Consider the following 14,480-nt stretch of genomic DNA (forward strand, 5'->3'; position numbering starts at 1 on the left):
ATCGGCGCCCGGCGGCCGTCGTTCAGGCGGTCGCCGGCGCGCCGAACAGCAGGTCCAGTTGGGCGTCGAGGGCGTCCAGCGCCTGCTCGGCGGTGTACTGCCCGCCCAGCAGGTAGACGCCCAGCCCCTCCATGAGCGCCAGCAGCCCGGACGCCGCGGCGGCGTCCCTCGTGGGCAGGACGCTGGCGATGAAGTTGGTCAGCTGTGCGGTGTCCGCGCGCAGGCCGGGCGCGGCCGACGGTCGCACCGCCGTGTAGGCGAGGAACGCCAGCGCCACCCGGCCGTCGTCACGGGTCCGGTCGTCGAGCGGCAGCAGCGCGGCGATCATCGTGCGCAGCAGCAGCCGAGGGGCGGGGTTCTCGCCCAGCTGCGCCACCGCCTCGGTGACCCGGATCTGGCCGCGTTCGCGGACCACACTCAACGCGAACGTCATCATCTCGTCCTTGGTCCGGAAGTAGTGCTGGACCATCCCGGCCGACACGCCGGCCGCGGTGGCCACGTGGCGCAGGCTCACCGCCTCCAGGCCCTGCTCCGCGGCGACCCGCATCAGCGCGTCCGCGATGAGGGTGCGTCGCTCCTGGTGATCGACCTTCTTGGGCATGACCTCGATCGTTTCACAGTGGGCGGTCCGGCCCTCGCCGCCCGGCGGAGCGGGCGTCCCACGGTGGCGGTCAGTGGACGGTGACGGTGCCGGCGCCCCCGTCGACCGTGACGAGCTGTCCGGTGGTGATCGTCCGGGTGGCGTCGGGCACGCAGATGACGGCGGGGATGCCGTACTCCCGGGCCACGGTGGGGCCCTGCGCCATGACCGCGCCGGTGTCGGTGACCAGCGCGGAGGCGGTGAGGAACAGCGGGGTCCAGCCGGGGTCCGTGGTCGCGGCGACCAGGACGTCGCCGGGTTCGACGTGGGCGCTGGCCGGGTCGTGGACGACCCGGGCGGGCCCGGTCACCCGGCCGGCGGACGCGCCCACGCCGACGAGCGTCCCGTCGCCGCCGGGCGCCGCCGGCAGGACCGTCTCAACGTCGGTGCCGTCGGACAGCAGCGCCACCGGCACCGACCGGCGACGCAGCTCCCGACGGTGCACGGCCCGCCGCGCGGCGACCACACCGCGCGGATCCACACCCTGGTGTACGGCGGAGTGCACCTCGTCGAGCGTCAGGAACATGATGTCGTCGGGGCGCTCCAGCAGCCCGAGGGCGCTCAGATCGGCCCCGATGAGCAGCAGTTGCCGGCGGGTCTCCCGCAGCGCGTACAGCCCGGCGAACTTGCCGGTCTCGCGTAGGCCGGCAAGTGACCGGGCCCGGCGCAGCAGGAACCCGGCGAGCCTGCCCCGCACCGGTCGTCGACGGCGGGCGCGGGCGACCAGGTCGTCAAGCGCCGTCTCCGCCGCCTCGGCGGCGCGGTGGAAGCGCTGGTCGGGGCCCTGCCGGGGATCGGTGACGCGCAGGTAGTTGGCGAGTGCCGCGAAGACCGGTGTGGGATCTTCGGCCCAGCGGGGCACGCCGAGGTCGACCTCGGCGACGCCCCGGTGGCCGTACTGGTCGAGGAAGGCGGTCATGCCGATGTCGGGCAACGTTCCGCTCAGGTGACGTGCGGCCAGCTCGTCCGGCGGGGTGTCGAGCAGGAGTCGACGGTGGTCACCCGCGCCCTGGGCGAGCCGCCACAGCGCCAGGTCCATCTCGATCGTCACGTTGTGCGGCATGCCGCCCAGCACGGCGTGGATCTCGTCCTGGCCGGCGACCCCCTTGAGCAGGGCGGCCGGCAGCGCGGCGGCGAGCATTCCCGCGACGATCGGCCACATGATGGCGTCGGCGCCGTCGTCGACGTCCTGCGCCTCCCGCACGTGGCGCAGCCGGTCGGCGGTGGTCCGCAGGTCGGCGGGGGCGGCCGAGCGTACCCGGATCTGCTCGACCGCCTGGGACATCCGGATCCGTGCCGTCTCGGGGCGGGTCAGAGCCCGCAGGATCCCCACCACCGCGCGGCCGGCGGTCCGCAGCGACGCCGCGCCCTGCGCCGCGCCGCGGCCGGTGCGGCCGTCGACCGGGGCGAATCGCGGATCCGCCAGCACGTGCCGCATCACGGCCTGCGCCCGGGGGCCGAAGTCGACGGCCAGGAGCTTCACCAGTCGCTGGCGGGACGACCTGTCCCGCGCCAGGTCCGTCAGGTCGCCGTAGAGGCGGCCGCCGATGTCGACGATCTCGACCCGGACGCCGAGCGCGGCGAGCATCGCGGTGATCTGCGCCCGCAGGGTCGCCATGCCCATCGGGGTGACCGGTCGCAGCATGCCCTGGACGTGCCCGAACTCCAGGTAGACGCGGGGGAGGGGCTTGTCGGTGGCCGGCGGCGGGGGGAACAGGGTGGTGATCGGCCGTGACTGCAGCAGCCACAGCACGTCGTCCGCGTCGATCGCCCACTCCACGTCCTGGGGGCAGCCGAAGTGGCCCTGGAGCCGTTCGCCCGTGGCGCGCAGGTCGGCCAGGTGCGCGGCCGTCAGGCAACCGGTGTCGTCCCGGTCGACACCGTCCAGGACGTAGTGGTCCACGGCCGTCGCGCCGTCCACCACTGTGGTGCCCAGGCCCGGCGCGGCGTCGACGGCCATCTCGTCGCGGCGCCCGGTCAGCGGGTTGGCGGTGAACAGCACCCCGGCCACCGTGGGCGTCACCATGCGTTGCACGACGACAGCCATCCACGCCTCCTGACCGTCGGTCCGGCGGGCGTCGCGGTAGGCGGTGGCGCGGTCGGTGTGCAGCGACTCCCAGCACCTGCGGATCGCGTCGATCACCTCCGTGCCGCCGGTGACGTTCAGGACGGTGTCCTGCTGTCCGGCGAAGCTGGCGTCGGGCAGGTCCTCGGCGGTGGCGCTGGAGCGTACGGCCACCGGGCCGGCGCCGAGCCCCTGGTACGCGGCGATGACCTCCGCCTCGGGCACGACGCCGAGCCGGTGGGCCCCGGTGGTGACGCAGAAGCCGTCGGGGACGCGCTCACCGCGCCGGATCAGCTCGCCCAGCCCGGCCGCCTTGCCGCCGACCAGGTCGACCAGCTCGGCGGTCGCCTCGGACAGCGCGATCACGTGCATGGGGAGCCCCTCTCGATGCAATACGACTGCATTGCATGAACCGTAGCCCTTTCACGATGCGACTGCAATGTCACCGAGGGGTGGGCCTCCGACCCGTGGTCCGGGCGTTGCGGGCGTCTGCCATGCTCGGGCCGGTGACGACCGGCCACCCCAGCAGGACCCGCACCCACCGCCGCCCCCGACGTCGGGCCGTGCGCGTCCTCCTGGCGCTCGTCGCCGTGGCGGCCGTCATCGGTGTCGCGGTGGTCGTCGTGCCGATGCTGCGACCGCCCGGTCCGCGCCCGCTCTTTCAGATGCCGGTCTCCTGCGGCGAGACGTGGCAGCTCGGCACCTATCCCGGCCACGACGACTACGACGTCGACCTGTTCCCAACCGAGGGCGAGGCGTGGGGCCGCCCGGTGCTCGCGTCCCACGCCGGCACGGTCACCGTGGCCGGCATCAACGGATCGCTGGGCGGGCGTACGCCGGAGAACCCGCAGGGTCCGCGCGGTCGCGGCGGCGGCTACTGGGTGAAGATCGACCACGGTGGCAAGTGGGAGACGCAGTACCTGCACATGCTCGAACCGCCGCTGGTCGAGGTCGGCCAGAAGGTCGCCCAGGGTGAGCAGATCGGGCGGCTCGGCAGCACCGGCAACTCCGGCGCCCCGCACCTGCACTACGAGCAGCGACGCGGCTGGGACAAGGTCGAGACGCACTTCGACGGAACCGCGTCGGGCATCACCACCGACGATCGCGAGTACACGGTCAGGCGGACGAGCAGCAACTGCCCAGCCGTCTCCTGAGGACCGCGGTTTGCCCGGCACGCCTCGGGGCACTGATCCGGGGGACAGTTTCGGACGTAGGGAGGAGCCGGCCATGGCCAAGGGTGACGTCGACACGTACCACGAGGACGGTCAGTGGAAGAACAAGCCGGAGGGCAACGAGCGGGCCAGCAGCACGCACGACGCGAAGGCCGACGCGCAGGCCGAGGGCCGCGAGATGGCGGCCGACCGGGGCGTCGAGCACGTGATCAAGAAGCAGGACGGCACGATCGGGGAGAAGAACACCTACCCGCGCAGCCGCGACCCCCGGGACATCGCGGGCTGATCGCTCCCGCCACCCACGGACCGACCTCTCCGGCGTGACCCGGGAGGTCGGTCCGTTTCTGTGCGGGCAGCCGACGAGCTTTATCCCCTTACGAGAAATATGGGCGTTTTGGGGGGATATGGTGTTGGTCGGGCTGGAGTGAAAGCTGGGAGTGGACATGTTGTTTCGGGGCCGACGTCGTCCGACCAGCGCCGGGGCTCTGGTGATCGCCGTGACCGCGTCCACGCTGGCACTCGCGTCGTCACCCGCCTCGGCGGCCGGGTCCGTCCTGTTCGACCAGCCGTTCCACGACAACACCGCGAACGGCGTCGGCGCCGTGGCGGTGCCGGGCGTGCCCCCCTCGATCAGCGGCAACTCCGCCTGCCTCAGCGCGGCGGGCAACTCGACCACCGGCCCGTTGCTGAGCTGCCCCACCTCCACCGACCCGCAGGGCTCGGGCAGACTGCGCCTCACCCCGGCCGCCGCCACCCGCGAGGGCGGGGTGTTCGGCGCCGTGAGCGTGCCGACCTCGCAGGGCCTGCACGTCAGCTTCAACACCTACCAGTACGGCGGCGGTAACCCGGGCGCCGACGGACTGGCCTTCGCGCTGGCCGCCGTCGACCCGGCCAACCCCCGGTCCCCGTCGGTCATCGGTCAGCCCGGTGGATCGCTGGGCTACTCGGCGGCGTTCAACGGCGGCTCGGTGGGTCTGTCCAACGGCTACCTGGGCGTCGGACTCGACGTCTTCGGCAACTTCAGCAACAGCCTCTACCAGGGCACCGGGTGCACCAACCCCCCGTACATCTCCACCACCAACGGGCGGGTCCCCGGCCAGGTCGTCATCCGGGGGCCGGGCCGCAACGGGGTCGGCTACTGCGCGATCAACAGCACCGCCGCGAGTACCACCGCCCCCGCCCTGGCGCTGCGCGCCGGCACCCGGGCCGCCTCCGTGGTGCCGGTCGAGGTCGTCGTCAACACCACCTCGTCGCCGTTCACCACCGACACCGGCATCACCACGCCCGCCGGCCAGTACCGGCTCAGGTTCACCCCGGTCGGCGGGTCGGCGCGGACCCTGGAGGGCGCCCTGCCGGTCGTGTCGCCGAGCCTGTACCCGTCGCCGTCCTGGTTGAACGCCAGCGGCTTTCCTCGACAGCTCGCCTTCGGCTGGGTCGGCTCCACCGGTTCGGTCACCGACTTCCACGAGATCGACAACGTGCGGGCGGTCACCTTCAACCAGGTTCCCGACCTGAACGTGGCACAGACCAGCGCGGTCGGCGCCAACCCCCAGCCCGGCGATCCCGTCACCTACTCCGTCACCGCCGGCGTCGACCCCGGCGCCGCCGAGACCGCGCCGATCTCGGTCACCCAGACCGCGCCGGCCGGTGTCGTGCCACGGGGAGCCTTCGGCTCCGGCTGGGTCTGCGCCGCGCCGGTCGGCCAGAGCATCACCTGCACCAACGCCAACGGCCCGTTCCCCGGCGGAACCGCACTGCCGCCGATCACCGTCGTCGCCACCGTGACCGGGACCGGTGTGACTCCGGCACTCGTCCAGACGGCCACCGTCGCGACCTCGTCGTCGATCGACGCGAACCCGGGCTACTCCACAGTCACCACGCCCGTCGCGCCCGCCGCCGCGCCCGCCGGCGTCACCGTCACCCCGGCGGAGAGCTCGATCGCCGGAGGTATCGCGGTCACCGTCGGCGGCAGCAACCTCACCGGAGCGACCGCGATCACCATCGGTACGGTCGCCGAACAGCAGGCCGGCACCGCGGTGCTGCTGCTGCCGTGCCCCTCCGGCCCGGCAGCCGGCTGCTTCACCACGAACTCCGACGGCACGCTCGGCATCTCCGTGCTGCCCGCCCGCTCCAGCCCGGCGACGGTCACGGTCAGCGTCGTCACCCGAGGCGTCGCGGGTTCGGCCAGCTACGTCTACGCGTCCACGCCGGGCACACCGGCCGCGCCCACCGCCGTCGCGGGCGTCGCAAGCGCCACCGTGAGCTGGACCGCGCCGGCGAGCAACGGCAGTCCGATCACCGGATACGTGATCACCCCGATCCGGGACGGGGTCAGCCAACCGACCGTCTCCGTCGACGCCTCCACCACCAGCCGCACGGTGACCGGGCTGACCGTGGGCTCGACGTACACCTTCCGGGTGGCGGCGGTGAACGCGTACGGCACCGGCACGGCCAGCCCGGCCTCGGCGGCCGTGGTCCCGTACTCCCTGCCCGGGGCGCCGACGATCACCTCGGCCACCGCGGGGACGAATGCCGCGACGCTGAGCTGGACGGCCCCGGCCAACGGCGGCTCGGCGATCACCGGTTACACCGTGACGCCGTACCTCGACGGCGTGGCGCAGACTCCCCAGGTCTTCACCGGGACCGCCACCACCCGGATCGTCACCGGGTTGACCGGCGGCGCCACGTACACCTTCCGGGTGGCCGCGAGCAACGCCGGCGGAACCGGCCCACCGTCGGCGCCCTCCGCATCGGTGCCGGTCAACCCGCCACCGACGCTGACCTTCGCGCCACCCCCACCCGGGCGGGCGTACGACCCGTACCGGTACCAGCTCACGGTGACCGGTGGCACGGCTCCGTTCGCCTGGTCGGTCAGCGCCGGGAACCTGCCCGCCGGACTGACCCTCGACCCGGTCAGTGGCCTGCTCTCCGGCACGCCCACCGTGTCCGGCACATTCCCGTTCACCGTCCGGGTGACCGACTCGTTCGACCAGGCCGCGACCAGGGGAGTCGAGCTGGTCGTCAGCCCGCTCGGCGGGCTCTCCATCAGTGTCCCGGCGCTCGCCCCACTCGGCACCGTCACCTCGGGTACGACCGGCGTCTCGGGCCGGCTCGGCCCGGTGACCGTGACCGACGACCGGGGGCCGTTCTCCGGGCAGTGGGTCAGCGTCGTCTCGGCCACGAACCTCACCACGGGCTCCGGTTCGGGTGGCGAGACCATTCCCAACAGCAGCATCACCTACGCCTCCGGGGCGGCCCTCGCCACCACCGGCGTCGGAACCTTCCTCCCGCAGCCCGGCGCCGTGCTGGACACCCCGCGTACCGCCGCCGGGTGGTCCGGCCGCACCGGTGACCCGAACTCCGCCACCTGGAACCCGACGGTGTGGGTGACGCTCCCGGCCGGGTTGGTGGTCGGTGAGTACGAGGCGGTCGTGACGCACTCGGTCATCTAGCCCCGCACACGACGCTGCCCGGCCGTCTCCGCGTGGGGGACGGCCGGGCAGTCGTCGAGGGTAGACGGTCAGGCCAACCGGGTCCGCTGTCGCCGTACGAGCTGCCAGCCACCGAGGGCGACCAGCACCAGCAGGGCGAGACCCCCGACCGCGTACACCAGCCACCCCGGTCCCGTGGACGTCGAGACCGCCATCGGCGCCGCGACGGGCAGGGCGATCCGCCCGGTGGCGGTGCGCTCCACGGTGCCGCTGGCGAGCCTCGCCTGCACGTCCCAGGTCCCCTCGGGCAGGGCCTGGTTGACCTCGATCCGGACCTGGCCGGTCCGGCCGGGCAGGATCGTCACGCCGTTCGTCACCTTGAACGGTCCGGCCTGGACCGCCGCCTTGCGCAGCGACACGGTGCCGGTCATGTCCAGCGCGCGCTGGCCGGTGTTGGTGACCGTCGCGGTGACCACGGGAAACGCACCGACTCCGGGCTCGGCGGCCAGCCCGTCGATGCGGAAGTCGGTCGGTGGTTCGCCGCCGGGGCCGACGTCCAGGTAGACCCGGATGCCCACCCGGTGGACCTGGGTGACGTTGCCGGTGCGTTCCTTCGCGCTGGTGACCTGCGCCCAGATGGCCGCGTACCGCTCACCCCTGGATGCCTTCTCCGGCACGGCGATCTCGACGCCGACCGGCTGCCGCTCGCCCGGGGCCAGGTCGATCCTGGTGGTCTTGAGCCGGATCCAACCACTGAGTTCGTTGCCCGTGCGTCCGTCCGGAACGGTGAAGGCGTTGTTCTCGACCGACGCGGCCCCCGAGTACAACTCGATCCGCTGCGACTCGCCGGAGGTGTTCTGCACCTCGACCCGGCGGTCGATCGTCGTCCCGGGCTTCAGGTGGTCCACGATGTAGACCTGCGCCCGGGGGTCCTGCACCCGACTGGCGGGGATGTCGAGCATGCGGATGCTGATCGCGGCGTCGTCGGCCGGGTCCTGTCGGTGTTCCCGCACGGCAACGGCTGGCGCCGCCGGGACCCCGAGCGCCACGAGGGCGACCGAGGCCAGCAGCACCAGCCGGCCGAGCGGCTCAGAACACCGAATGTGTCACCGTCCCCGTGTAGACGCCCTGGACGGTGCCGACCGGCACGTTCACCACGAGCGTGGGGTTCCAGGTGGCGAAGTTGTTGCCCGTCCCGCCGGTGTGGGTCATCGCGGTGCGGGGCACGTTGATGATCACCTGCTGGGCCGCTGACGCCTGGCCCGGCGTGAAGGTGCCGCCACCGGCGGTGGCCGTCGCCGGTCCGGACCAGTAGAGGACGTTGATGTTCGGGATCGTCTCTCCGGAGGTGCCGCCGCCGGTGACGAAGTCGGTGGAGATGACCGTGGCGGTCCAGTTCGGTGTCAGCGACCCGCGCTGGTCCAGCACGGTGACCGGCCCGAGCTGGCCGGTGACTGTCGAACCCTCCACGCCGTGCCCGATGTTCGCCGTCGCCGGAACGGTGATCGAGAGCCCGCCGGCGGCGTCGACGGTGAGGGTCACGATCGTGTCGCCCGTCGTGTCCGCGGCGGCCGGACCGGCGAGCGCGACGACCGCGGCGACGCCGGCCAGACCCGCCAGAATTTTCCTGCGCATCAAGTCTCCTTGTTCTGGATCAGCCTTGGGGAAGCGTGATGAGCCTAACTACGCGAAACCGGCATTAAGGGGCAAATCACGCATACGTCACCCGGGGGCCGTGGGAGACCCGGAGGCCTGTCGGGTCAGGCCGGGACCACGTACGGGAACGCGGCGGCGCGGGCGCCCTTGGTGGCGTCCGAGGTGAGGCCCGACGTGGTGGCGGTGTTGAGCACCAGGGAGAACATCACCTCGGGCGCGTTGTCGGCCATGGTGCGGCCGTTGCGGATCGCGAAGCCGAAGTTCGCGGCCGTGCCGACCCTGTACGACAACACGTCCGGGTAGAGCTGCCGGGCGACGCTCCAGCCGTACGCCTGGGGATCCGGCGCGGTGCCGTTCGCCGCGACGACCCCCGCGACCGCGGTGGCGATCTCCTCGCCGCCCTCGGAGAGGTCCCTGCCCGGGTGTCGGACGTTGGCGGGGTGCGAGAAGTCGGTGTCGTCGGGCCAGAAGATCGGCCACATCATCGGGTGTCCGGCACGGTTGATCTGGCGCCATCCGCCGGCGTCGGTGGCCAGCAGGGTGCGGCACCACACGCCGATCTCGGTGCCGTCGCGCAGCAGCGGCTCGTCGTGGGACACCTCCAGGACGATGGACTCGACGGTGGTGCCGGCGAAGCTGTTGGTGGCCTGGTCGGCCCGCCAGGCCGAGTGGTCCACCCGCGAGCCGTTCTTGACCGCGCCGTTGACCGTGGCGAGTCCGTCGAGGTCGACGAAGAACGGGTCGGTGATCCGCCCGGCCCAGATCCGGACGTTTCCGCCGGTCGACACCTCGCCGGTCCGCCCCTCGGCGATGGGGGTGCCCATCGCGGCGTCGTCGCGGGCGTCGGCTCCGGTGAGCTCGTACAACTGGAGGGTCTGCCTGCCCTCGCCGTCCGGCTCCCCGAAGGCGAACCGGTAGGACAGTTCCTCCATCTCCGCGCCGTTGAAATGGATCTTGAACTCGTAGCGCGCCTCGGCGTGGAAGCCGCGCTTGATGTCGGCCTTGGTCACCGAGCTGTTGACGTCCATCACGAACACCGTGGCGCGGTCGCCGTTGAAGACGTACAGGTCGTCGATGTAGAGCTGGCCGCCCTGGGCGGCGAGGGGGGTGTCGAGATGGTGCGACATGGACTCACTCCCGAAACGGACGGATCTGGTTGATCCGAACATAGCGGTCGCGGCATGACGGCCCGGGGCGTCGGCGGAATCCCGATCGGCGCGGTACCTGGCGGTGGGCCGTCCGACTCGGACGGCCCACCGCTGGTGACTGGCAGCGTCAGATGCGAGACCACTTCTGGTTGGCCGCGCCGAGGCAGTCCCACAGGTGCAGCTTGCCCCCGTTGTTCGGGTTGGCCTCCCGCACGTCCACGCACTTGTTGGCGTTGAGGTTGACCAGGTCGCCCGCCCCGTTGAGGGTGAAGCGCTGGGCCGGGTTGCCGTTGCAGCTGACGAGGTTGACCTCGGTGCCGTTGGCGGTGCCGGCCCAGGCCGGGTCCATGCACTTGCCCATCGCGCGGACGGTCCCGTCGGAGGCGAAGGTCCACGCCTGGGCCGCCGTGGTGTTGCAGTCCCAGATCTGCAACTTGGCGCCATCCACCGGGTTCGCGCCGGGGATGTCGATGCACCGTCCGCTCTGCGCTCCCCTGATCCGGCTGGTGCCGGGGGTGGGCTCGCCTCCGCCGGAGGTGTAGCTGGACACCCGGACGTAGTCGACGAGCATCTGCTGCGGGAACTGGGTGGAGCCGTCCGGGTAGCCGGGCCAGTTACCGCCGACCGCCACATTGAGGATCATGAAGAACGGGTGGTCGAACACCCACCGGTTGCCGCCGAGGCGGGCGGGGTCGACCCGGTGGTACTGCACCCCGTCCAGGTACCAGGTGATCGCGTTCGGCTCCCAGTCCACCCGGTAGTCGTGGAAGCCGTCGGCGAGCGGGGCGCCGATCGTGCGGCTGCCGGTGATGCCTCCGCTGCCGGAGTAGCCGGGCCCGTGCACGGTGCCGTAGACGGTGTTCGGCTCCCGGCCGATGTTCTCCATGACGTCGATCTCGCCCGCGTCGGGCCATCCGCCGCCGGTGCCGAGCATCCAGAACGCCGGCCAGATGCCCTGGCCGCGCGGGATCTTGATGCGGGCCTCGAAGCGGCCGTACGTCTGGGTGAAGGTCGCCGCCGTCAGCAGGCGGGCCGAGGTGTACTCGCAGCGCCCGTAGTGGCACTGGTAGTTGCCGGGGTTCTCCCGGCGGGCGGTGATGACGAGATTGCCCTGGCCGTCGTGGACGGCGTTGCTGGTGCTGTTGGTGTAGTACTGCCGTTCGTTGTTCCCCCAGCCGCCGCCGCCGATGTCGAAGCGCCACTTGTTCTGGTCGACGGGGGCGCCGGCGGCGGCGTTGAACTCGTCCTGCCAGGTGATCGCGCCGATGGCGGCCTCGGCGCGGTCGGACCGCGCCGGGACGGCGAGGGCGGCGGCGGTGGTGACGAGGGCGACCGCCGCGAGGAGGAGGGGTCGGAGACGGGGTGCGGGGCGGGTTGTGAACACGGGGGCTCCTCAGCGAAGGAGGGGTGGCGGGGGCTGCGCGCCGGAGAGGTGGAGAGCGCTCTCTGAAGCGAAGCATGTCGATATGGTGTCTTTCTGTCAAGAGTGTTTCCAATACGACGACCGTCCGTTACCGCCTGATCGCTCCCCTCGATAGCGGTCGAATCGACCCTTCCTATTGCCGTGAAGCGTCCACCCGGGACAGGATGACGAGGTTCGCAGGAAACCTCCCCGTAACCTGCGCGCTGCTGGTCTCTGTCACAAGGAAGTGGGAGTCAGTCATGAGCGACGCGTCGGCGGCACTGGGTGTGCGCCTCTACCCGGACCTGGTCGAGCGGGGTGGTCTCGCCCCCGCGCTCGTCGACACCGCCGCCCGACACGGCCTCGATCTCGGCCGGGTCACCGCTCCCGAGCAGGGGCGGAGCCGGTTCACCTGCGCGGAGCTGCACTCCGACCAGGGCGTGGTCTGCGTGAAGCTGGGATCCCAGGCCCGATACTTCATGATCGACCTGCGGGTCTCTGGGGAGATCGTCGCGCGCGGGGACGTCATGGACCTCGCGCAGGTCGCCCAGGTCGCCTCGGCGTGGCAGGCGGGGCTGACGATCCCCGAGCTCACCGCCCGGTTCCCGTTCATGGAGAAGACCGGGCACCACCCGGCGCCGGTGGCCCAGGCCAGCTGATCGCCGACCCGCACCCGCGCCGCTCGTCCCCAAGGACGCCGCCCGGGTGGCGCCGTACCTGGCGAGCGCGGTCGCGGTGCGGCCCCGTCGTACGTCACGGCTGCCGGTCCGTCGGTGGTCCCCTCGGATATCGCCGGGCGACGATCACCCGTCCGGTGTGGACCGACGGGGATCCGCGCGCCGCGGTCACTCTCGCGGGGGAGGTCCGGGACGGCCGTTCGCGGCATACTGGCCGGGGTCCACCTGTCATGGTGTGGGCCCACGGGGAGGTGCCGATGACCGCGTCATCCGGTGGTGTGCCGGTTCCGACAGCGACCGAGCTGATGGCGATGATCAGCGACGAACGACGGCGCGCCGCCGATCTGGTCGACACGCTCACCCCCGCGCAGCTGGACACGCCCAGCCTGTGCGGAGCATGGACCGTCCGGCAGGTGGCCGCTCACCTGGTCGCCCCGTTCGCGGCTCGCCGCCGCTGGTTCCTGCCGATCCTCCTGCGCAGCCGGCTCAACCTGCACGAGGCCAACGCCCGGCTGGCCGAGATGGTCGCCCGCCGCCCCGCCGACCAGATCGCGGCGCTGCTGCGGGCGAACGCCGAGACGCCGTACCGGGTGCCCCGCGTCGGATACTTCGGTCAGCTCACCGATCTCCAGGTGCACGGCCAGGACATCCGTCGCCCGCTCGGTCTGCCGCACGAGTTACGACCGGACCGGCTCCGGACCTCTCTGGACTTCCTGGTGGACCGTCGCGCGCTGGGCTTCTTCGTGTCCCGGGGGCTCACCACCGGGTTGCGGTTCGAGGCGACCGACATCGGCTGGGCGTCCGGTGCGGGGAGGGTGGTGCGGGGCGAGGCCGAGGCGGTGATGCTCGCGCTCACCGGCCGGCGCGTCGTCCTCGCCGAGTTGTCCGGCGACGGCGTCCCGGTCCTGCGGGACCGCCTGACCCGCTGACCGACCGGTCGGCACGACGGTCCGGCCTGCGTGCGGGCATGAACGGCTCGGTCCGGGGAAGACCCGCCGTTCCGTGCCAACAGGGGGGTCGGATGAGAGCCGTCGTCTACGCGGACGTCCGGACGGTCGCCGTGCGAGAGGTGGCCGACGCGACCCTGGAGGAGCAGACCGACGCGCTCGTGCGGATCACCTCGACCGCGCTCTGCGGCACCGACCTGCACATGTACGACGGGCGTACCGGAGCCGAACCCGGGTTGGTCCTGGGTCACGAACCGTTGGGCGTGGTGCAGGAGGTCGGCAACGCGGTGCAGACCGTCCGGCCGGGCACCCGCGTGGTGATCCCCACGCACCTGTTCTGCGGGACGTGCGTGATGTGCGCGCGTGGGCTCTCGGCGGCCTGCCTGCGGGCGCGGGCCGAGGGGCCGGGCGCGGCGTACGGCTACGCCGGCATGGGGCCGTACCGGGGTGCGCAGGCCGAGCTGCTGCGCGTGCCGTGGGCCGACGCCAACTGCGTGCCCGTGCCCGGGGAGCCGGGGGACGCGTACGAGGACGACTTCGTCCTGCTCGCCGACGCGTTCGTCACCGGATGGCACGCCGCCGCGTCACTCGCCGTGGTCGAGCCCGGCGACACGGTGGCGGTGTTCGGCGCCGGCACCATCGGCCTGCTGGGGGCGTACTCGGCGCTGCTGCGGGGTGCCCGGGTCGTCTACTGCGTCGACGGCGTCGACGCGCGGCTCGACAAGGCCGGCGAGATGGGCGCGGTGCCGATCGACTTCCGCCGGGGCGACCCGGTCGAGCAGATCCGCGCCGACCGTGCCCGGGCGGGGCTTCCGCTCGGCGAGGAGAAGCTGGGCGGGGTGGACAAGGTCATCGACGCGGTCGGGTTCCAGGCCCGCGACCGGGAGCACCCGGAGCGGGAGCGTCCGAACCAGGTCATCGCCGACGCGGCCCGGCTGGTCAATGCCGCCGGCGCGATCGCGGTCGCGGGTGTGTACCCGGACCGGGACCCACACCCCGGCCCTGGCGCGGACGGCCACGAGAACCTGGTCGCGCCGTGGGGAGCGCTGTTCGGCAAGGGGGTGGCGGTCCGGTTCGGTCGCACCCACGACCGCCGCTACACCGTCCTGCTGCGGGACCTGGTCGTCGCGGGCCGGGCGCGGCCCAGCATGATCGTCACGCACCACGGCACCCTCGACGACGCTCCCGATTTCTATCGCAGCTTCGACCGTCGCGAGAACGGCGTGATCAAAGCGGTGCTGCGCCCGAGGTGACCGAGCGGATCGTGGCCGACGGCCCCGAATCGGCCTTAACGGTCGTTAGGGTACGGATCGCTCTCCTGGTGGTGGCCGTGTCGAGGTGA

The 14,480-nt window shown here is 72.3% G+C and carries 12 protein-coding genes; 6 read left to right on the forward strand and 6 right to left on the reverse strand.

Going from position 1 to position 14,480, the window contains the following annotated elements:
• Positions 1 to 22 precede the first annotated feature (22 nt).
• A complete protein-coding gene (locus tag ABZS77_RS12405) occupies positions 23 to 601 on the reverse strand; it encodes a TetR family transcriptional regulator (protein WP_354821486.1) in 579 nt (192 codons plus the stop codon).
• A 70-nt stretch (positions 602 to 671) separates the two neighbouring features.
• The gene (locus ABZS77_RS12410; protein ID WP_354821489.1) at positions 672 to 3,077 is read right to left on the reverse strand and encodes a PEP/pyruvate-binding domain-containing protein; all 2,406 of its coding nucleotides are present in this window, start codon (positions 3,075 to 3,077) and stop codon (positions 672 to 674) included.
• Between the two features lie 122 nt (positions 3,078 to 3,199).
• Here ABZS77_RS12410 and ABZS77_RS12415 point away from each other — a divergent pair, with 122 nt between their 5' ends.
• From ABZS77_RS12415 to ABZS77_RS12425, 3 genes are all read left to right on the forward strand, one after another.
• Complete coding sequence (locus ABZS77_RS12415) at positions 3,200 to 3,859, forward strand: M23 family metallopeptidase (RefSeq protein WP_354821936.1); 660 nt, start codon at positions 3,200 to 3,202, stop codon at positions 3,857 to 3,859.
• Positions 3,860 to 3,932: 73 nt separating this feature from the next.
• The gene (locus tag ABZS77_RS12420; RefSeq protein WP_354821492.1) at positions 3,933 to 4,163 is read left to right on the forward strand and encodes a DUF2188 domain-containing protein; all 231 of its coding nucleotides are present in this window, start codon (positions 3,933 to 3,935) and stop codon (positions 4,161 to 4,163) included.
• A 157-nt stretch (positions 4,164 to 4,320) separates the two neighbouring features.
• Positions 4,321 to 7,329 carry a fibronectin type III domain-containing protein gene (locus ABZS77_RS12425; protein ID WP_354821495.1) on the forward strand — a complete coding sequence of 1,003 codons (3,009 nt, stop codon included), beginning with the start codon at positions 4,321 to 4,323 and terminating at the stop codon, positions 7,327 to 7,329.
• 68 nt (positions 7,330 to 7,397) lie between these two features.
• Here the strand turns inward: ABZS77_RS12425 and ABZS77_RS12430 are convergent, their stop codons facing one another.
• From ABZS77_RS12430 to ABZS77_RS12445, 4 genes are all read right to left on the reverse strand, one after another.
• A complete protein-coding gene (locus ABZS77_RS12430; protein ID WP_354821498.1) occupies positions 7,398 to 8,321 on the reverse strand; it encodes a hypothetical protein in 924 nt (307 codons plus the stop codon).
• Between the two features lie 76 nt (positions 8,322 to 8,397).
• Positions 8,398 to 8,943 carry a hypothetical protein gene (locus tag ABZS77_RS12435; RefSeq protein WP_354821501.1) on the reverse strand — a complete coding sequence of 182 codons (546 nt, stop codon included), beginning with the start codon at positions 8,941 to 8,943 and terminating at the stop codon, positions 8,398 to 8,400.
• Between the two features lie 125 nt (positions 8,944 to 9,068).
• Complete coding sequence (locus tag ABZS77_RS12440; RefSeq protein ID WP_354821504.1) at positions 9,069 to 10,091, reverse strand: DUF4331 family protein; 1,023 nt, start codon at positions 10,089 to 10,091, stop codon at positions 9,069 to 9,071.
• 148 nt (positions 10,092 to 10,239) lie between these two features.
• Complete coding sequence (locus tag ABZS77_RS12445; RefSeq protein WP_354821507.1) at positions 10,240 to 11,496, reverse strand: family 16 glycosylhydrolase; 1,257 nt, start codon at positions 11,494 to 11,496, stop codon at positions 10,240 to 10,242.
• A gap of 278 nt (positions 11,497 to 11,774) precedes the next feature.
• Between ABZS77_RS12445 and ABZS77_RS12450 the strand changes: the two genes are divergently transcribed.
• From ABZS77_RS12450 to ABZS77_RS12460, 3 genes are all read left to right on the forward strand, one after another.
• The gene (locus ABZS77_RS12450; protein ID WP_354821510.1) at positions 11,775 to 12,173 is read left to right on the forward strand and encodes a hypothetical protein; all 399 of its coding nucleotides are present in this window, start codon (positions 11,775 to 11,777) and stop codon (positions 12,171 to 12,173) included.
• A 275-nt stretch (positions 12,174 to 12,448) separates the two neighbouring features.
• Positions 12,449 to 13,120, forward strand: a complete 672-nt coding sequence (locus ABZS77_RS12455) for a maleylpyruvate isomerase family mycothiol-dependent enzyme (protein ID WP_354821513.1) — start codon at positions 12,449 to 12,451, stop codon at positions 13,118 to 13,120.
• 92 nt (positions 13,121 to 13,212) lie between these two features.
• Positions 13,213 to 14,391, forward strand: a complete 1,179-nt coding sequence (locus ABZS77_RS12460; protein ID WP_354821516.1) for an alcohol dehydrogenase catalytic domain-containing protein — start codon at positions 13,213 to 13,215, stop codon at positions 14,389 to 14,391.
• The last annotated feature ends 89 nt before the right edge of the window (positions 14,392 to 14,480 follow it).

Source organism: Micromonospora sp. NPDC005298 (assembly GCF_040607375.1).
Taxonomy (GTDB): Bacteria; Actinomycetota; Actinomycetes; order Mycobacteriales; family Micromonosporaceae; genus Micromonospora.